Origin of the sequence: Atrimonas thermophila (assembly GCF_045864955.1) — a bacterium.
Lineage (GTDB): Bacteria > Atribacterota > Atribacteria > Atribacterales > Thermatribacteraceae > Thermatribacter > Thermatribacter velox.
Genome location: NZ_AP028803.1, coordinates 285,838 through 303,628, shown reverse-complemented (window position 1 = coordinate 303,628; position 17,791 = coordinate 285,838). Strand labels below are relative to the sequence as shown.

19 protein-coding genes and 3 tRNA genes are annotated in these 17,791 nt (G+C 47.8%); 7 read left to right on the top strand and 15 right to left on the bottom strand.

Annotation, left to right across the window (positions count from 1 at the left end; translation table 11 throughout):
- Window positions 1-28: 28 nt before the first annotated feature.
- The 6 genes from rpmG to ACKTT1_RS01675 all read right to left on the bottom strand — a co-directional run bounded on the left by rpmG (window position 29) and on the right by ACKTT1_RS01675 (window position 3,275).
- Window positions 29-178: a 50S ribosomal protein L33 gene (gene rpmG / locus ACKTT1_RS01700; RefSeq protein WP_412709936.1), complete on the bottom strand. Its 150-nt coding sequence runs from the start codon at window positions 176-178 to the stop codon at window positions 29-31.
- A gap of 19 nt (window positions 179-197) precedes the next feature.
- The gene (tuf, locus tag ACKTT1_RS01695; RefSeq protein ID WP_412709935.1) at window positions 198-1,400 is read right to left on the bottom strand and encodes an elongation factor Tu; all 1,203 of its coding nucleotides are present in this window, start codon (window positions 1,398-1,400) and stop codon (window positions 198-200) included.
- 113 nt (window positions 1,401-1,513) lie between these two features.
- Window positions 1,514-1,588: transfer RNA gene (locus ACKTT1_RS01690), tRNA-Thr, on the bottom strand.
- A gap of 22 nt (window positions 1,589-1,610) precedes the next feature.
- Window positions 1,611-1,696: transfer RNA gene (locus ACKTT1_RS01685), tRNA-Tyr, on the bottom strand.
- A gap of 11 nt (window positions 1,697-1,707) precedes the next feature.
- Window positions 1,708-1,783, bottom strand: a tRNA-Thr gene (locus tag ACKTT1_RS01680).
- Between the two features lie 145 nt (window positions 1,784-1,928).
- Window positions 1,929-3,275, bottom strand: coding sequence for a diguanylate cyclase (locus ACKTT1_RS01675; protein WP_412709934.1), 1,347 nt, complete (start codon window positions 3,273-3,275; stop codon window positions 1,929-1,931).
- 176 nt (window positions 3,276-3,451) lie between these two features.
- On the opposite strand from ACKTT1_RS01675, the gene ACKTT1_RS01670 reads away from it, so the two are divergent.
- The 6 genes from ACKTT1_RS01670 to ACKTT1_RS01645 are packed head-to-tail and all read left to right on the top strand — an operon-like array spanning window position 3,452 to window position 9,671.
- Window positions 3,452-5,044: an ABC transporter substrate-binding protein gene (locus tag ACKTT1_RS01670; RefSeq protein ID WP_369017823.1), complete on the top strand. Its 1,593-nt coding sequence runs from the start codon at window positions 3,452-3,454 to the stop codon at window positions 5,042-5,044.
- A gap of 52 nt (window positions 5,045-5,096) precedes the next feature.
- Window positions 5,097-6,101, top strand: a complete 1,005-nt coding sequence (locus tag ACKTT1_RS01665) for an ABC transporter permease (RefSeq protein WP_369017824.1) — start codon at window positions 5,097-5,099, stop codon at window positions 6,099-6,101.
- Window position 6,102: 1 nt separating this feature from the next.
- Entirely contained in the window at window positions 6,103-6,978 is an 876-nt protein-coding gene (locus ACKTT1_RS01660) for an ABC transporter permease (protein WP_369017825.1), read from the top strand.
- Window positions 6,978-7,952 carry an ABC transporter ATP-binding protein gene (locus ACKTT1_RS01655; RefSeq protein ID WP_412710529.1) on the top strand — a complete coding sequence of 325 codons (975 nt, stop codon included), beginning with the start codon at window positions 6,978-6,980 and terminating at the stop codon, window positions 7,950-7,952. The genes ACKTT1_RS01660 and ACKTT1_RS01655 overlap by 1 nt, the downstream gene beginning before the upstream one ends.
- Complete coding sequence (locus tag ACKTT1_RS01650; RefSeq protein ID WP_412709933.1) at window positions 7,934-8,902, top strand: ABC transporter ATP-binding protein; 969 nt, start codon at window positions 7,934-7,936, stop codon at window positions 8,900-8,902. Before ACKTT1_RS01655 ends, ACKTT1_RS01650 begins: the two co-directional genes overlap by 19 nt.
- Window positions 8,903-8,921: 19 nt before the next feature.
- Window positions 8,922-9,671 (top strand): YdcF family protein, encoded by a 750-nt coding sequence (locus tag ACKTT1_RS01645; RefSeq protein WP_412709932.1) that lies wholly within the window; start codon window positions 8,922-8,924, stop codon window positions 9,669-9,671.
- Here ACKTT1_RS01645 and ACKTT1_RS01640 read toward each other — a convergent pair.
- From ACKTT1_RS01640 to ACKTT1_RS01605, 8 genes are all read right to left on the bottom strand, one after another.
- Window positions 9,668-10,579, bottom strand: coding sequence for a DMT family transporter (locus ACKTT1_RS01640; protein WP_412710528.1), 912 nt, complete (start codon window positions 10,577-10,579; stop codon window positions 9,668-9,670). The genes ACKTT1_RS01645 and ACKTT1_RS01640 overlap by 4 nt on opposite strands.
- A gap of 47 nt (window positions 10,580-10,626) precedes the next feature.
- Window positions 10,627-11,004 (bottom strand): 50S ribosomal protein L7/L12, encoded by a 378-nt coding sequence (rplL, locus tag ACKTT1_RS01635; RefSeq protein WP_369017829.1) that lies wholly within the window; start codon window positions 11,002-11,004, stop codon window positions 10,627-10,629.
- Between the two features lie 21 nt (window positions 11,005-11,025).
- Entirely contained in the window at window positions 11,026-11,544 is a 519-nt protein-coding gene (gene rplJ / locus ACKTT1_RS01630) for a 50S ribosomal protein L10 (RefSeq protein ID WP_369017830.1), read from the bottom strand.
- A gap of 150 nt (window positions 11,545-11,694) precedes the next feature.
- Entirely contained in the window at window positions 11,695-12,411 is a 717-nt protein-coding gene (gene rplA, locus ACKTT1_RS01625) for a 50S ribosomal protein L1 (protein WP_412709931.1), read from the bottom strand.
- 20 nt (window positions 12,412-12,431) lie between these two features.
- Complete coding sequence (gene rplK / locus ACKTT1_RS01620) at window positions 12,432-12,860, bottom strand: 50S ribosomal protein L11 (RefSeq protein WP_412709930.1); 429 nt, start codon at window positions 12,858-12,860, stop codon at window positions 12,432-12,434.
- Window positions 12,861-12,874: 14 nt separating this feature from the next.
- On the bottom strand, window positions 12,875-13,399 hold the full coding sequence (gene nusG, locus ACKTT1_RS01615) for a transcription termination/antitermination protein NusG (protein ID WP_369017833.1): 525 nt from the start codon (window positions 13,397-13,399) through the stop codon (window positions 12,875-12,877).
- Window positions 13,400-13,432: 33 nt separating this feature from the next.
- Window positions 13,433-13,627, bottom strand: coding sequence for a preprotein translocase subunit SecE (gene secE / locus ACKTT1_RS01610; protein ID WP_412709929.1), 195 nt, complete (start codon window positions 13,625-13,627; stop codon window positions 13,433-13,435).
- A gap of 128 nt (window positions 13,628-13,755) precedes the next feature.
- Complete coding sequence (locus ACKTT1_RS01605; RefSeq protein ID WP_412709928.1) at window positions 13,756-14,616, bottom strand: PAC2 family protein; 861 nt, start codon at window positions 14,614-14,616, stop codon at window positions 13,756-13,758.
- 270 nt (window positions 14,617-14,886) lie between these two features.
- Between ACKTT1_RS01605 and ACKTT1_RS01600 the strand changes: the two genes are divergently transcribed.
- Window positions 14,887-16,296 carry an MATE family efflux transporter gene (locus ACKTT1_RS01600; RefSeq protein WP_412709927.1) on the top strand — a complete coding sequence of 470 codons (1,410 nt, stop codon included), beginning with the start codon at window positions 14,887-14,889 and terminating at the stop codon, window positions 16,294-16,296.
- Here the strand turns inward: ACKTT1_RS01600 and ACKTT1_RS01595 are convergent.
- On the bottom strand, window positions 16,279-17,790 hold the full coding sequence (locus ACKTT1_RS01595; RefSeq protein WP_412709926.1) for a cobyric acid synthase: 1,512 nt from the start codon (window positions 17,788-17,790) through the stop codon (window positions 16,279-16,281). The genes ACKTT1_RS01600 and ACKTT1_RS01595 overlap by 18 nt on opposite strands.
- Window position 17,791: the final 1 nt, after the last annotated feature.

Here is a 17,791-nt window from a genome sequence, read left to right as displayed (position 1 = left end):
CCCGTGCAAGAATGCACGGGCTTTTTAATTAGCGAGTCTCACGGTGCACAGTGTGCTTTCGACAGTGGGGGCAGTATTTCCGAAACTCCAGACGCCCCTGTTTGTTGCGTTTATTCTTGCTACCCTGATAGTTCCGTCGACGACACTCCGTACATTCAAAAGTTATGGTTTCCTGCATGGAACAGCAACCTCCACAGTTACTCTATAATCTCAGTTACCACACCTGCTCCAACTGTTCTACCACCTTCACGAATAGCAAAGCGCAATCCTTTCTCCATGGCAATGGGGTAGATGAGCTTTACTTCCAGGTTGGCATTGTCTCCAGGCATGACCATTTCCACACCTTCAGGGAGTTTGATTTCTCCAGTAACGTCAGTGGTGCGGAAATAGAACTGGGGACGATAACCATTGAAGAAGGGAGTGTGTCGTCCACCTTCTTCTTTGGTGAGCACATAGACCTCAGCTTTGAAGTGGGTATGTGGAGTGATAGAACCAGGTGCAGCCAGAACCTGTCCTCGCTCTACTTCTTTCTTCTCAATACCTCGAAGCAGGACACCAATGTTGTCTCCAGCTTGGGCTTCATCAAGGATTTTGCGGAACATCTCAATGCCAGTGACCACAGTCTTTTTGATCTCATGGGAAAGTCCCACGATTTCCACCTGGTCACCAAGGTGCAGGACTCCACGCTCCACTCTTCCGGTAACCACAGTACCACGACCGGTGATGGAGAAAACGTCCTCGATAGGCATCAGGAAGGGTTTGTCCAGTTCACGCTGGGGAAGAGGAATGTATTCATCCATGGCATCCAGGAGTTCCCAGATTTTACCACACCACTCACACTCCCGCTTACCACAGCCACATTCCAAGGCTTTGAGAGCACTGCCTACCACTACCGGTACATCGTCTCCTGGGAACTCATAACGGTTAAGGAGATCTCGCACTTCCATCTCCACCAGCTCTATGAGCTCTGGGTCATCCACCATGTCAGCTTTATTCATGAAGACTACGATGTAGGGCACCTCTACCTGACGGGAGAGGAGAATGTGCTCTCGGGTTTGAGGCATAGGACCATCAGCAGCAGAGACCACCAGGATGGCACCGTCCATCTGGGCAGCTCCAGTAATCATGTTCTTGACGTAGTCAGCATGCCCAGGGCAGTCGATGTGGGCATAGTGCCTTTTTTCAGTCTCATACTCCACATGGGCAATGGCAATGGTGATACCTCGCTCTCTTTCCTCAGGAGCTTTGTCAATCTGCTCAAAAGGTGTGTAGTTTGCCAGTCCCACCTTGGAAAGCACCATAGTTATTGCTGCAGTGAGCGTAGTCTTTCCATGGTCGACATGTCCAATGGTTCCCACATTGACATGGGGCTTTTTGCGTTCAAACTTTTGCTTGGCCATAGGAATCCTCCTCGTTTCAAGTCTTTTCTAATTTCCAAAAGAGTCAAGTTGCTTGCTTTAAGCGCATCATAAATCCAGTATCAGCTACTTCATGCCTTTTATAAAAAGAAAAATGGAGCCTACGACCGGGATTGAACCGGTGACCTCACCCTTACCAAGGGTGCGCTCTACCACTGAGCTACGCAGGCACCTTTTTAATTCTTCACTTTATGGTGGGGAGGGTAGGATTCGAACCTACGAAGGCGACAGCCGGCGGATTTACAGTCCGCTCCCTTTGTCCACTTGGGTACCTCCCCACAAAAAACCATGGAGCCGGTGATCCGACTCGAACGGACGACCTGCTGATTACAAATCAGCTGCTCTACCAGCTGAGCTACACCGGCACAACTTTTCCGTTATGCCTGAATAAATATAAGGGATAGAAGGCAACATGTCAAGCAAAAATTATGCACTATAAACGCAAGAAATTACCGTGACAGTTAAAGCATTTTGAAAGAAATTGAGAATTGCGGATTTATAATCAAATTTTTATTTGAGAAAACCGGATTCGCCTCTTTGCCGCTTTCTCCTCTTTTCCTGGTACATCCTGAAGTCAGCGATTTTCAGGAGGGTTTTAAAATCCTTAGCGTCATCTGGATAAAGAGCAACACCTACACTGAAAAAGAGCCTGACCTGCTTATCTCCGACTTGCTCCGCTTTTCCACACCGGTCCTCAAGCAAGCGCTTCACTCTTTCGGTATCCTTGATACAGCGAATAGCTCTCAAAACCAGCACGAATTCGTCTCCTCCAAAACGGGCCAGCAAATCTTCGTCACGTAGAAAACTTTTCAATCGCTTAGCAAATGCCACCAGCACCCTGTCTCCCATCTCGTGACCAAAACAGTCGTTAATCAATTTAAAGTTATCAATGTCGATGAAAAAAACTGCTAGCTTTTCACCCTGAATCCTGCGGTCAGCAAGCAGGTTTTCCACCCGCTCAAAAAGAGCAGCCCTGTTAAGCAACCCGGTGAGGGAATCGTGGCTCATCCGATAAACCATTGCTGCTTCCCGAGCTTTTCTCTCGCTCACATCTTCAAGAATTCCCATTATCCGGGAAAAGTCATGTTCATAACTTGGAACCACCTGCCAGGTAAAATGGACATGAATGGGGCGACCTTGTAAATCCCGTTGTAATTCTTCCCACTCAAAAGAGGTTTTGCCCTGAGCGATTGCCAGAATATACGCCTTGAATTTTTGAAAGGAATAGGGATACGTCAGCTCTTTGAGTCTTTCGAAAAACTGTTTCTTGCTCACTGCACCATAAACCTCCAGCGTCTTCAGGTTGACGTTGAAGATACGTATTTTACTTACTGCTTCAGCTACCTCTTCGACGTGAGCATCCAGATAAGAATCAAGGTTCGCAATCCCTTTTTGCTTAATTCTATCTGCATACTCTTTCAAGGCCGAAAAATCCTCTTCCCATAGAGAAACTGGAGCATGTTCAAAGAGCTGGTAGTATACTTCATACTTTTTCAAGAGTTCCATTTCCCTCTGCTTCCAGTGAGTTATGTCTTTAAAAAAACTGCAATAACGTCGCTCCTCTTCAAGATAAATTACTTCCTCTTCAATCCACTTTGGAACTGAACTTTCACCCATACGGTACCTGAAAAGAGCTCTCCGGCCACCATAACGCAAAAAGATAGCTCTTTCCCGCCATACTCTACCGGTATCAGCAGGATGGATGAACTCCCGGAAACTCATTTTGCCAGAAAGGAGTTCCTCCTTAGGAAAACCCAGCTCTTCGAAATTCCCAGCAATCAAAGCCGGTATGCCCAGAAAATCCTTCCAGACAATCAACGTCACCGGGGCATTCTCAAAATAGCGTTCCCAAGCCACCCTGTCCTCCCGTTTTTTACCAAAACTATTCCGAGTACTATTATATCCTTTTCAAAGAATGACCAGCTTTTATGCTATAATCAAAACTAACTAAAAACACGAAAGGAGGGGGGATTTTATCCACAAAAATCCATCTTTCTTCGGTTCATTCCAAAACCATTAAGAGGAGGAGAAAAATGAGAAAAAAAGTTTTTCTGGCAATTTTAGTTGGCGTGGTGTTTTTGCTAAGTTCAGCGTTCGTTCTGGCTCAGGAACCCAAATACGGAGGTACCCTGGTTTTTGGAAGCGGTGGCGATGCTACTCGCCTGGACCCCGCTGATGTAACCGATGGGCTTTCTATCACCAGGACTGACAATATTTTTGAGGGCCTGGTTCAGTACAAGCCTGGAACCACCGAAATAGAGCCTTGCCTTGCCGAGCGCTGGGAAGTTTCCGAGGACGGACTGACCTTTACCTTTTACCTCCGCAAAGGCGTAAAATTCCATGATGGCACTGACTTCAACGCCGATGCTGTGGTTTACTCTTTCAAAAGACAATTCGACCCCAACCACCCCTTCCACAAATACGGAGAATGGGCTTACTGGAAATGGATGTTCACCTCGGTAAAAGACGTGGTCAAAGTCGATGACTACACAGTTAAAATTATTCTCTCTGAGCCCTACGCTCCATTTTTGAGCAATCTGGCCATGTTTACTGTAGCCATCGTCAGTCCAACCGCCTGTGAAAAGTATGGGCCGGATTTCTTTAAAAATCCGGTGGGTACCGGTCCTTTCAAATTTGTGGAATGGGTCAAAGACGACCACATAACCCTGGAAGCTTTTGAAGACTACTGGCAGGGAAGACCCTATCTCGACCGTATTATCTTCAGAGTTATACCCGATCCCTCGGTACGCCTTCTGGAGCTTGAGAAAGGTTCCATAGATGCTATGGAATACCCCAATCCCGACGACCTGGAGCGAATCAAAAACAACCCTGACCTGATGCTCCTTGAAGCCCCGGGCATTAACGTGGGATACCTTGCCATGAATATGGGAGAAGATACCCCTGGTTTCCAGAAACCATTCGGGGATGTGCGGGTGCGCAGAGCAATCAACCATGCCATCAACAAAGAAGCCATCGTGAAATACCTCTACAAAGATACTGCGATTGTAGCCAAAAACCCCATTCCGCCTACCATGTGGGGCTACAATGACGAAATAGAAGACTATGAGTACAACCCCGATAAAGCTCGTGAATTACTCAAAGAAGCTGGATACCCCAACGGCTTTGAAACCACTCTCTGGGCTATGCCAGTGTCCCGTCCCTATATGTACGATCCTCCAAAAATTGCCGAGGCCATCCAGGCAGACCTGGAAGCGGTAGGCATCAAGGCTAACATTTACACCGTAGAGTGGGGAACTTACCTGCAGGAAACCGAAGCTGGAAAACACCCCATGTGTCTTCTGGGCTGGACCGGTGATAACGGTGACCCGGATAACTTCCTTTATGTGCTACTTGACAAAGACAACGCCATCGTGGGAAGCGCAGGAAACGTAGCTTTTTACCGCAACGACGAACTTCACGAAATACTGATCAAGGCTCAAAGAACTTACGACCAGGAAGAACGAATCAAGCTTTACAAAAAAGCTCAGGAAATAATTCACAACGATGCGCCCTGGGTACCTATAGCTCACGCCAAAAACCAGATGGTGTTCAAAAAAGATGTTAAGGGATATGTGCTTCATCCCCTGGACCGTAAGTTCTTTTACACCACCTGGCTGGATCGCTAAAATGAGGGGGCATCTTTGCCCCCCCATTTTATCTTAGTCATGGTGAATGCTTATGAAGCGGTATATTATCAAAAGGCTGTTGCTTCTTATACCAGTGCTTTTTGGAGTTTCCATAATTGTTTTTGTCGTGGTGCGCCTGGCACCAGGCGATCCTGCCCGGATACTTGCTGGTGAACACGCTTCCCCCGAGTACGTGGAAGCGATGCGTACCAAGTGGCAGCTTGACAAGCCTCTTTATATTCAGTATTTGGTATGGCTACGTAATCTACTCAGGGGAGACTTGGGCCGTTCCATTGCCACCCGCTCCCCGGTGCTTGAAGAAATTCTGCAGCGTTTCCCAGCAACCCTGGAACTCTCCATTGCCGCTATGCTCTTTGCAATCGTGGTGGGCATCGCTGCGGGAGTTACTGCAGCGGTAAAGCAATACTCCTTCTGGGACTACTTTTCAATGACCGGGGCACTTTTCGGAGTTTCCATGCCCGTTTTCTGGCTGGGTCTTATGCTCATGTTTATTTTCGGTCTGGAACTGGATTGGCTTCCGGTTTCAGGGAGAATCGATGTTGGAGTAAACTTAAAAGTCATCACCGGGCTTTATCTTCTGGATTCTCTGTTAACCCTGAACAAAACAGCATTTTTGAGCGCCCTCTCCCATCTCATTTTACCCAGTATTGCTCTGGGTACCATACCTATGGCACTCATTGCTCGCATGACCCGCTCGGCAATGCTTGAGGTAATCCGCCAGGATTTTATCCGCACCGAACGGGCCAAGGGGCTTCCCGAAAAAATGGTCATCTATAAGCATGCGCTAAAAAATGCCCTGATACCCATCGTCACAGTAATTGGCATGGAATTTGGGCTTTTGCTTGGCGGGGCCATTCTCACTGAAACCGTTTTTTCCTGGCCTGGCCTTGGCCGCTACACGGTTGATGCCGTCTACGCTCGGGATTATCCAGCCATCCAGGGAGCAGTGCTGTTTATTGCTTTCGTGTTTGTGGTAGTCAACCTGGCAACCGACGTTTTATATGCCTATCTCAATCCCAGAATACGGTATCAATAAGATGACGAAGAGCAACATAGCCAAGCTACAGGGATACTGGTACTTTTTAAAGAAAAACAAATCTGCCCTGGCGGGTCTGATTATTTTGATTGTTCTCCTCTTTGTGGCTCTGTTTGCCCCTTACCTTGCTCCCAACGACCCCTTGCAGCGCAGCCTGGCCCATCGCCTGTTACCAGGTTTCTGGGCTGGCAAAGAATACGCGCAGTTTCCCTTGGGCACCGATTACCTGGGACGCTGCATCCTTTCCCGTATCATCTGGGGTACCCGTACTTCACTTTCGGTAGGCTTTATCGCTGTGGGTATATCTACTCTGATAGGCCTGGTGCTGGGGCTTCTGGGAGGGTACTTTGGTGGAAAAATCGATACCTTTTTGATGCGTATCGTGGATATTATGTTTGCCTTTCCCAGTATCCTCCTTGCCATCACCATCATGGCTGCACTTGGTCCAGGGCTTGAGAAGGCAATGATTGCCATAGGCATTGTTTACTCTCCACAAATGGCCAGAGTGACCAGAAGCGCTGTGCTGGTAATCCGGGAGATGGATTACATTCAGGCCGAAAAAGCTCTGGGCGCTTCCCATTTGCGGATTATCTGGCACCACATTCTACCCAATTCTCTGGCCCCAGTTATTGTCTACTCAACCCTGAGCGTGGCCAACGCCATCCTGGATGCTGCGGCTTTGGGCTTTTTAGGGCTTGGTGCCTTACCCCCCACCCCAGAGTGGGGTGCCATGCTTTCTAACAGCAGGCAGTTTTTGCTTTCTGGGGCCTGGTGGGCAGCCACCTTCCCCGGGTTGGCCATTATGATTTCAGTGCTGGGACTCAATCTTCTGGGAGATGGACTTCGGGATATTCTGGACCCCAGATTGAGGGTGTGATGATGGAACTGGCTCCCTTGCTGAACATAAAAAATCTGAAAACTTACTTAAAAACACCTCGCGGCACGGTCAGAGCAGTGGACGGCGTAAGCCTGGAAATCTTTCCTGGAGAAACCATGGGTCTTGTAGGGGAATCAGGGTGCGGAAAAAGCATGACCGCTTTGTCAATACTGAAACTGTATCCCCAACCCCAGGGGAAAATCGTGGCAGGAGAAATCTTCTTTGAGGGTCAGAACCTGGTGCCACTCAAAGAGGAAGAAATGTGGAAAATACGTGGCAAGAAAATCTCTATGGTTTTTCAGGAGCCGATGACTTCTCTGGACCCGGTATTCCCGGTTGGAGAAGAAATCATGGAAGTTTTGCGTATTCATGAAGCAATGTCGCCTGCTACAGCCAGAGAAAAAGCGATTGAAATGCTTCGCTTGGTCAGAATACCTGAGCCAGAAAGGATATTCCACAGTTACCCCCACCAGCTCTCGGGAGGAATGCGACAGCGGGTAATGATTGCCATAGCTTTAGCCTGTCGTCCCAGACTGCTTCTTGCCGATGAGCCCACCACGGCGCTGGACGTGACCATTCAAGCCCAGATTCTGGAGCTCATTGAGGAACTCAAAGAAGAACTGCACACGGCAGTGCTCCTGATTACCCATGACCTGGGGGTGGTAGCCGAAACCTGCCAGAGGGTAGCCGTGATGTATGCGGGTAAAATCGTTGAAAAAGCCCAGGTATTCGAGCTATTTGATAATCCCCTGCATCCTTATACTCGGGCATTGCTTGCTTCTATACCTCACATAGAAGAAGAGAAAGAGGCTCTGGAAAGCATCCCAGGCAGTGTGCCTGACCTTTTGAACCCTCCTTCTGGTTGTCGTTTTCATCCCCGTTGTCTGCAAGCCTTTGAGCGCTGCCTTGAAGAAGAACCGCAGCTTAAAGAAAAGGAGGAAAAACACTGGGTAGCATGTCATCTTTACTCCTGAAGGTCAACAATCTTTCCAAAAAGTTTTTTGTGAAAAGTGAGCAATTCTCGGAAACGCTCACCATTGACGCAGTAAACGCTGTCTCGCTTTCCATTAACCAGGGCGAAGTGATGGCCCTGGTTGGAGAATCGGGATGCGGGAAAAGCACCTTAGGACGCTGTATCCTGCGTCTGGAAGAACCTGACACCGGAGAAGTGTTTTTTAAAAACCAAAATATCTTAGCTCTTCCTCTTCGAGAGTTGAAAACCTACCGCCAGAAAATGCAAATCATTTTTCAAGACCCCTTTGCTTCGCTGAACCCCCGCAAATCCATTCGATTTATCCTGGAAGAACCTCTCCTCATTCACGGGATAAAAAACCGCAAGGAACGGCAGGAGAAGGTGTTGATGATAGCTGAAAAAGTGGGTTTAAGCCCTGGTGATTTAGACCGTTTTCCCCACGAGTTTTCGGGAGGCCAGAGGCAGAGAGTGGGCATAGCCCGAGCACTGATTTTACAACCCGACTTTATCGTGTGCGATGAACCAGTATCTGCACTGGACGTTTCCATTCAAGCCCAGATACTCAACCTCCTTTCCACTCTACAGAAGGAAATGCAGTTGACCTACCTCTTCATTTCTCACGACCTTTCCGTGGTGAAACACATCAGCAATCGAGTGGCAGTTATGTATCTGGGTAAAATCGTCGAAGTGGCACCCAAAAAAGAACTCTTTGAAAACCCCCTGCATCCCTATACCCGGGCACTGCTTGCTTCCATACCCATACCCAATCCACGGAAAAGACGCAAAAAAATCCTGCTTCAGGGCGACCCACCCAGTCCTACCAGACCTCCTCGGGGTTGTCGTTTCCATACCCGTTGTCCAGAAAAAATGCCCATCTGCTCTGAAGAAGAACCGCCTCTCTGGGAAACCAAACCAGACCACCAGGTGGCTTGTCATCTTTTTCCCAGCTGAGCACTCAGGAGTAACAGTGATGGGGTTCTACTTCCAGAAAGCATTGGGAGCCATGCTTGATGTGCCTGGCATTTTGATAACTGTCATTCTGGTCCTGCTCTTTTTCACCTGGAAAAAGAAAAACTCATGCCGGCATTTCCTGCTTTTTCTGGCTATTTTCACCTATCTTTTATCAAGTGGATGGGTAGCAAAAATTTTAGAGCCTGAATACCTGGAAACCAGGAAACCACCTTCTCCTCCTCAGGCAATTGTGGTTCTGGGTGGTGGTAGTCTCCGTGGAAACAATGCCCACTTACCCGGTCCTTATTCGATGCTACGCCTCAACAAAGCGTTCACTCTGTGGAAAGAAGGAAAGCCCCTGCTTATCCTAAGCGGTGGCAGTCCATGGGGAGAGAAAGTGCCAAGCGAAGCCAGAGCGATGCAAGCAGTACTCAGGGCATGGGGGGTACCTGAAGAAAAAATGCTCCTGGAAGAACACTCGAGAACCACCTGGGAAAACGCTCGGGAAGTGGCCCAAAAGGTTAGAGAACTTGGCATAAAGAGCCTTTACCTGGTAACTTCTGGGGTACACCTGAAAAGAGCGTTGCTTGCCTTCAGGCACTTCTTACCCGAAGTAAGCATTTATCCTGTAAGTGCACACCCTGCCTACGATAGATACCCGCTCTCCCTCGAAGATTTCCTTCCCTCTCTGAAGGCCTTCGTAGCCATTGCCCAGATTTTCCACGAAGAACTGGGCTATCTCCCCTACTGGCTCCGACTGCGCTTTTAGCGGAGCCAAAAAGGTAACCCACCTTTGCGCTGGGAAAGCAAAAGACCTATGGCTATCAACAGTATACCTATCAGTGCATTCAGGTTCAAAGTTTCCCGGTAAAACATCCAGGCAGCCAGGACTCCGAAAACCTGAATCAAAAACTGGTAGGAAACCGTACGGGAAGCACCAAGAACCCTGACTCCATTGTGCCAGAATACGTAAGCAAGGACCATAGCAGGAACTGTGCCATAAAAGAGTGAACCTAAAACACTCAGGTCAATCTGGTTCCAGGGAGCTCTCACCAGTGAGAGTAACGAAGTGGGAAGCATCCACAGAACGCCAAAAATTACACTCCAGGTGCTCACCTTGAGAGGAGAATAGCTGGTCAGCATTTTTTTGCTCAAGTAGGAGTAAAAACCCCAACACATTGCTGCAATAAGGGTGAGTAGATCTCCTTTCAGGACATCTCCTTTCAGATAGGCTCCGGTTTCTCCCTGCTGAACCAGGAAAATAACTCCCCCAAAACCCAGTCCCACTCCCAAAAGATTTACCCAACTCACCAGTTCTTCCCGTCGCAAAAAAGCAGTGAGCGTTACCACCACCGGGCTCAAAGAAAGAATGAGAACCGAATGTGAAGCCAGACTCAACTGTAACCCCATACTCCAGAGTGGCTGATAGATGCCAAACCCTATCAAACCCAAAAGCAGAAAATAGAACACATCTCCACGCCGAATCCAGGGATCATTCTCATAGCGAGAGAGTATTAAAAAGAGAAGTGGAGCGCCTACCAGAAAACGCAAAAGTGCAAAAGAAAGGGGGCCAAAGAGCATAACCCCCCACTTCACAACACTAAAGTTAAAACCCCAAATTACAGAGACAACAAAAAGGAGAAAATGGGGATTGTATTTTTCGAGGGTAGATTCCATTTTTTTCTTTGGCAAAGAAAAGGGAAGCGTAGCGCTTCCCTTTTCTTTTACTTAATCTCTACCTCAGCACCAACTGCTTCCAGTTTGGCCTTGATTTCCTCTGCCTCGTTTTTGCTCACACCCTCTTTAATGGGTTTAGGAGCACTATCGACCAGCTCCTTAGCCTCCTTGAGGCCCAAACCGGTGATAGCACGAACTTCCTTAACAACCTGCAACTTCTGAGAGCCTGCACTCTTCAAAATGACATCAAACTCGGTCTTCTCTTCCTCTTTCGCTGCGCCCTCTCCTGCAGCAGGTGCTGCTGCCACCTGGGCAACGGGCATCGCTGCCGAAACACCGAACTTCTCTTCGAGCGCCTTAACCAGCTCAGCAAGCTCGAGAACCGTCATCTTTTCAATAGCTTCAATAATTTCTTCCTTAGTCATGGTAAAAGTTCCTCCCTTCTTCTATTGCTTTTTCTCTTCAATGGCCTTCAAGACCCACACCAGACTTCGCAAGACACCCTGAAGCACGCCGACCAGGCCACTAAGCGGGGCGGCAATGCCACCCACCACTCTGGCAACCAGCTCTTCCCGGGAGGGCAAACTGGCCAGATTTTTCACGTCGTCAACACCAATTTGCTTTTTCTCCAACCAGCCTCCTTTGATGATCACTATCTCGGGAAGCTTTTTGGAAAATTCGTTCAACTTTTTGGCTACCTGCACTGCGTCCTGGTACGCAAAAGCAAAAGCATTTTGCCCTTTCAAAAGCTGGTCGTCAAAGGGAATATTTGCTTTCTGAAGAGCAATTCTGGCCAGGGTGTTCTTAATTACTTTCATTTCTCCGCTTGCCTCACGCAAGCTTCTGCGCAGTTCCTCTGCGCTCTGGACGTTCAAACCGTGATAGCTGAAAACGTAAACCGCCTGGCTCTCTTGGAGCTTGCGGTATACTTCTTCTATGATGGTAGCTTTCTCCCTTTTTTCCAACTTTTAACCCCCTTTCTTTAAAAGAAGTAAACAACAAAAAAGCTCCCCGAGGGAGCTCTGTATCTTTGCCTCCCCGGGATTTTTAAGCCCTTGGCCCCCGGTTCTCCGGCAACCAGCCGGTATTTATTTTGTGCCAAAAGGTTTTTAAACTCAGGCCACCCTCTTTTCCATTCTGGCCAGCGCCAGCTGTGGATCCACCTTCACTGATGGGCTCATGGTGGTGGCAAGAGCAATTTTTTTGATATACCTTCCTCTGGCTGCTGCTGGCTTCATACGGTTTAGCGCTTCCAGAACTGCATAAAAGTTATCCAGGAGCTGCCCTTCAGAAAAAGAAGCTTTTCCTATGGGAACATGCACATTGCCGTAGCGGTCGTTGCGTATCTCTACTCTTCCAGCTTTAATCTCCCGGACTGCCTGAGCAACGTCGTTGGTAACCGTTCCGGTCTTGGCATTGGGCATAAGACCGCGAGGACCCAGCAGTTTTCCCAATCTTCCCACAATCCGCATCATATCTGGAGTAGCAATTGCAGCATCAAAATCAAACCAGCCTTCCTGGATTTTCTGAACCAATTCTTCTCCACCAACATAGTCTGCTCCAGCTTCTTCAGCTTCTTTTGCTTTCTCACCTTGAGCAAAAACCAGAACCCGCATAGTTTTCCCGGTTCCATGAGGAAGACTCACTGTACCACGAACTTGCTGATCGGACTGTTTGGGGTCAATGCCCAGGTTAACCGCCATTTCCACTGTTTCATCAAATCTGGCAGTAGCCATGCTTTTCACAAGCTGTACAGCTTCTTCAGGACTGTAAAGTTTTCCCGGTTCAACCTTTTCTTTAAGAGCGAGATATCTTTTACCCACTTTTGCCATGCTATTCACTCCTTTTACACTTAACCCTCAACGACCTCAACACCCATACTCCGGGCAGTCCCTTCGATAATGCGCATTGCCGCTTCTACGTCGTTAGCGTTAAGGTCTGCCATTTTCTTTTCAGCAATCTCTCTGATTTTAGAGCGAGAAATTTTACCAACCTTCACCCGGTTGGGCTCTCCCGAACCCTTTTCTATGCCCAAAGCCTGCTTAATAAGGAAAGAAGCAGGAGGTGTTTTGCACACAAAGGTGAAAGAACGGTCCTGATAAATAGTTATTTCAACCGGGGTTAGTACTCCTCTATCTTTCTCGGTCTGGGCATTAAAAGCTTTACAGAATTCCATTATGTTCACACCGTGCTGACCCAAAGCAGGACCTACCGGTGGAGCCGGTGTTGCCATACCACCGGGTATTTGCAGCTTAACCACTGCAACAACCTTTTTTGCCATAAAAATCCACCTCGCTAAAGTTTCTCTATATCCGAGAAGTCGAGCTCCACAGGCGTCTCACGCCCAAAAACCGACAACAGAACCACCACTTTACCCTTTTCGTGATCCACACTTTCCACCACACCGGTATAGTTGAGGAAGGGTCCGGCAATGACTTTAACCGCCTCTCCTTTTTCAATGTCCAAACGGGGCTTACCTTTCTCCACTCCAGTTTGGCGCAAAATAACTTTTACTTCCTCTTCATTAAGCGGCTCTGGCTTCATTCCTGAACCCACAAAACCAGTAACCCCTGGGGTATTGCGAACCACGTACCAGGAGCGATCGTTCATGATCATTTCCACCATCACATAACCCGGAAACACCTTCTTTTTGGTGAAACGTTTCTTTCCCCTTTTCACCTCGATGGTTTCCTCCATGGGCACTACTACTCTGAAAATCTGATCCTGCATGCCCATTGAAGCAATTCGACGCTCCAGATTAGCTTTAACTTTGTGCTCACTACCTGCCAGGGTATGAACTACATACCACCGTTTTTCCATTTCTTCCCGCCTAACCTCCAGAACGTACAAGGGTTACTTAAGATAAAGACTCATTAAAGAAGTGAGCACCAGGTCTACGACACCAAGAAAAATACCCATTATGACAATAACTGCCAGCACGGTAATGGTACTTGCCAGCAGTTCCTTACGACCTGGCCAGCTTACTTTACGTATTTCTCCCCAAGCATCCCGAAAATAATTTCTTAAGGAACGAAACCACTTGAACAAATCCTTTCACCCATCCTTTTCGTAAAGGTAAAAGCGATTAAAAATTCGCAGTAAGGTTCAACAAATTTACTGGGCAATTATAAATGGTTATTCATTAGCTGTCAATGAATTTCATCCTTTTTTGTTGACTAAATAGTGTCAATGCCATGCCTGCGTAGCCAATCCTTAAAACTCTGGTCATCACCAAGTATTTCCTGGTCGTAGTTTTCCTCCAATTTTCTGATTTGCTGTTCCAAATCGGGATACTGTTTTACCAGCTCATCCACATGACGCTCAAAGTCTTCACAGAGTTTGTCAAGCTCAGCCCAGTCAACTTCAATTCCCAAAAAAGGCACTATAAATCGCAAAGCTGCTCGAATGCCTTTGGGGTTGGTGGCCCTGACATACATGGGTATTTCCACTGCGATGCTGAACATTTCCAGGCCTCTTTCCCGAGAACGGAGGAGCAAAAGAGTGGCAATACTGGCCGGGCCCTCATAATCTGAAAAGCGTACACTGTAAGGAGCAAGCTCTGTCTTCAACCGTTCATGGGAAAGACTGCAATATAACCTTGGTTCCCGGGTGTGTGGCGTAAGGCCGCTAAAGCTGCCTACAAAAAAAATGCGCTTCACGCCCACTTCTTCAGCTACCGTCAGAAGATGACTGCAAAATTCTTCCCACCTGAAATTGGGTTCTTTACCGAAAAAGAGCACCAGATTGTGTTCCTGGGAATAAAAGAATTCGTTAACAGGGTATTCAAATCTCTTTACCAAACCGTCTTTCAAAACCACATAGGGGCGAAACTGGGCCACCTCTTCCATGGTGCCCGGAAAGTTCAAAATATAAAAGTTACGCGAATCAATCTCGGCCAGAGGACTGGTTTTTATCGAATCCCGCAAAAGAGAAATGGTTCCCGAAGAAACTCCTCCACCATCCATCCATCCCGTAAAACCGATTACCATGGAAGCATTTTCCAGTTTAGGTCGTTCATAAAAAATAAGTTCTTCCAATTTCCCAATTCACCTCTATTCTCCAAATAGAAAACCTGAGCTAACCTCTCCACAAAACCTTGAACCTAAAATAAAACCCTATCTAATTATAACCACTCAGGCAATACCCCAACCGACAAATTGAAACCCCGCCACGGTGTGCATTAGACCCAAGTTAGGCTCGAAAAAGAAACGAGATACTCAGCCAGCACCTTCAAATTGAAAAATCCAAGGCTTTGTGAGAGAATATTTTGTTCGTTTTACTGAAATATCCGGAAAGGCAGGAAGTGTATGCGACCTAAAAATATAACGGATTTTACACAAGGTAGCATCCCCCGACATTTAATACTTTTTTCACTGCCCATGCTGGCGGGGAATCTCTTGCAAACTTTCTACAACACGGTAGACAGCATCTGGGTAGGAAGATTTCTGGGTGCCGAAGCACTGGGAGCGGTATCAGTAGGCTTCCCCGTGCTTTTTATACTGATTTCCTTTGTGTTTGGACTGGGAATGGGCGCTAACATCATGGTAGCCCAGTATCTGGGAGCCCGAAGAGATGACGAAGTCCAGAAAACAGTGATCAACGCCCTGGTCTTACTCACCTTGTTGGGGATAGTCCTGGCTTTTGTGGGTATTAACTTCCACCTGGCCATTCTGAATGCAATTCGTACCCCAGAAACCATCAAACAACTGGCCTCGCAGTATCTAACCATAATCTTTTGGGGTTTACCCTTTCTTTTCCTTTACAATGCGATAAGTAGCATTTTGCGAGGCATGGGAGACGCCAAAACTCCCCTTTATCTCCTCATCTATGCTACCATTATCAATATCGTTCTTGACCCCCTGATGATTCTGGGCATTGGGCCCTTTCCCCCTCTGGGGGTAGCTGGGGCAGCCTTAGCCACAACCATTGCTCAGGGAGTATCAGGACTCATTGGTCTTTTCATCCTTTTCAAACTCAACATTGTCTCTTTCTCAAGAAAAAGTAGCTGGTGGGACTGGCCGACCATAACCACTATGTTCCGACTGGGTATGCCAGCCGGGGTACAGCAAAGCATTGTATCATTGGGTATTCTGGCTATGACTTCCCTGGTCAATCTTTTCGGAGAAAAGGTGGTAGCTGCCTACGGAGCAGCCACCCGAATTGACCAGTTTTCTTTTCTTCCCGCCATGACCATAAGTGTAGCCATTTCTTCGGTGGCTGGGCAAAATCTGGGCTTTGGAGATTACCAGCGTTCCCGTGAGGTGTTCCGCTGGGGAGCAATCATTGCTTTCTGCTTTGCACTGCCCATTGCGACTTTAGTCTTCTTTGGAGCTGAAAACCTGATTCGCATATTCATCACCGAAGAGCAGGTCATCGCCATTGGCAAAGAATACCTACAGATTGTGTCGTTCTCTTACATTCCCTTTTCACTAATGTTTGCTGTCAACGGATTTCTGAGGGGGGCTGGAGACACCCTGCAAACTATGATTAACACCTTGATTTCCCTGTGGCTTATCAGGTTGCCTCTCTCCTGGCTTCTGGCCATATACTTTGGGCTCGGAGCCCGGGGCATCTGGATTGGCATGGCCACGGGTCCCGTGGCTGGCTTCCTGGTAGCCCTCGCTTACTATCGGAGCGGGCGCTGGGAAAACAAGGTTCTGGTGAAAAAGGAAATGCCGGACCAGGGAAGTCAGGAAGAGCTACTGGCCAGCCAGTAAACGGCTCAGAAAATTTGGGTCCAGATTTGCTTCCAGAACTATGCTCAGCTTATCCAGTTCTTGTTCCCGAATATCTTCCCAAGAAGCAGCGGCTTTTATGTCTATGCCTAAAACTGGCAGCCCTTTTTGTTGCTTCAGACAATCGAAAAAGCGTTTCCTAAAGCTTGCACGGTCAAAAATACCATGCACATAGGTTCCAAAAATCCGCTTATCCACACACACCCCTTCAAAATGCTGAACACTCTGACCCAGAAGCTTATCAATCACCAGAAAGGGGGAATATGCCTTCTTAAAATGCGTCCTGCCCATATGGATTTCATAACCTGCAAACCTTGCACTCTGGTCATCAGCAAGATAACCTTCGACCTGGCGCAAAACCTTTTCCTGTGCAAAATAGGTTTCCATGGCAAGCACTCCCAAGCCAGAAACTGTGCCCTTTGGAGATTCAAGACCCCAGGGATCAACCAAGCGTTCCCCAAGCATCTGAAACCCCCCGCAAATGCCCATTACCAGCCCACCCGCCTTCAGAAAACCCTCTATAGCTTCAGCAAACCCCTGCTCAACTAACCAGGCAAGGTCGGAAAAGGTGTTTTTGGTACCAGGAATAATCAGAAGGTCCAGACCTGCCAGTTCCTTGGCCGAATTTATGTAGCTAAGTTTTACATAAGGCTCTCTCTCCAGAGGCTGAAAGTCGGTATAGTTTGCAATATGCGGTAGCCGAATAACTCCCACTCGCAAAACGTCCCCAACAACCTGACGCTCGCCACCCTCTAAGTGCTTAGAAAGGCTATCTTCTTCGTCAAGGTGGAGTTTGAGATAGGGAAGAACTCCCAACACCGGAACGCCAGTCAATTTTTCTATCTCCTGCAAAGCAGGTTCCAGAATTCTACGCTCACCCCGAAATTTATTGATCAAAAAACCCTGTAAAAGTTTTCTTTCCTCCTCCTCAAAAAGTGCCCAGGTACCGTACAGCGATGCAAAAACCCCTCCCCGGTCAATGTCGCCTATCAAGATAACCGGAGCATTGCAATATTTCGCCACCCGCATGTTCACGAGGTCCTTGCGACGCAGGTTAATTTCTGCCGGGCTGCCTGCACCCTCCATCACCACGAAGTCGAACTCTTGAGCCAGCGAATCCAGACTCTCTTTGACCACTTGCCAGAGGTCCTCAACGTACTGATAATACTCAAAAGAAGAACAGGTTTTCCACACCTTTCCCCTGACAATCACCTGGATGGCATTTCCACCTTGAGGTTTAAGCAAAATCGGGTTCATGCGAGCATCGGGCTCAACACCCGCAGCTTGAGCCTGGAGTATTTGAGCCCTCCCCATTTCTTCCCCCCTCAGGGTTACCCCTGAGTTTAAAGACATATTCTGAGCTTTAAAAGGAGCCACCTTTAATCCCTTATTTCGCAGCAGGCGAATCATACCTGCCGCAATTACGCTTTTTCCAGCAGAAGAAGCTGTACCTTGGAACATCAAAAACCTTGCCATC

Bases quoted from the DNA above. Each gene is read 5' to 3' on its own strand.
- rpmG (WP_412709936.1), bottom strand. From the start codon at position 178: ATGCAGGAAACCATAACTTTTGAATGTACGGAGTGTCGTCGACGGAAC.
- tuf (WP_412709935.1), bottom strand. From the start codon at position 1,400: ATGGCCAAGCAAAAGTTTGAACGCAAAAAGCCCCATGTCAATGTGGGA.
- ACKTT1_RS01670 (WP_369017823.1), top strand. From the start codon at position 3,452: ATGAGAAAAAAAGTTTTTCTGGCAATTTTAGTTGGCGTGGTGTTTTTG.
- ACKTT1_RS01665 (WP_369017824.1), top strand. From the start codon at position 5,097: ATGAAGCGGTATATTATCAAAAGGCTGTTGCTTCTTATACCAGTGCTT.
- ACKTT1_RS01660 (WP_369017825.1), top strand. From the start codon at position 6,103: ATGACGAAGAGCAACATAGCCAAGCTACAGGGATACTGGTACTTTTTA.
- ACKTT1_RS01655 (WP_412710529.1), top strand. From the start codon at position 6,978: ATGATGGAACTGGCTCCCTTGCTGAACATAAAAAATCTGAAAACTTAC.
- ACKTT1_RS01650 (WP_412709933.1), top strand. From the start codon at position 7,934: ATGTCATCTTTACTCCTGAAGGTCAACAATCTTTCCAAAAAGTTTTTT.
- ACKTT1_RS01645 (WP_412709932.1), top strand. From the start codon at position 8,922: ATGGGGTTCTACTTCCAGAAAGCATTGGGAGCCATGCTTGATGTGCCT.
- ACKTT1_RS01640 (WP_412710528.1), bottom strand. From the start codon at position 10,579: ATGGAATCTACCCTCGAAAAATACAATCCCCATTTTCTCCTTTTTGTT.
- rplL (WP_369017829.1), bottom strand. From the start codon at position 11,004: ATGACTAAGGAAGAAATTATTGAAGCTATTGAAAAGATGACGGTTCTC.
- rplA (WP_412709931.1), bottom strand. From the start codon at position 12,411: ATGGCAAAAGTGGGTAAAAGATATCTCGCTCTTAAAGAAAAGGTTGAA.
- rplK (WP_412709930.1), bottom strand. From the start codon at position 12,860: ATGGCAAAAAAGGTTGTTGCAGTGGTTAAGCTGCAAATACCCGGTGGT.
- nusG (WP_369017833.1), bottom strand. From the start codon at position 13,399: ATGGAAAAACGGTGGTATGTAGTTCATACCCTGGCAGGTAGTGAGCAC.
- ACKTT1_RS01600 (WP_412709927.1), top strand. From the start codon at position 14,887: ATGCGACCTAAAAATATAACGGATTTTACACAAGGTAGCATCCCCCGA.
- ACKTT1_RS01595 (WP_412709926.1), bottom strand. From the start codon at position 17,790: ATGGCAAGGTTTTTGATGTTCCAAGGTACAGCTTCTTCTGCTGGAAAA.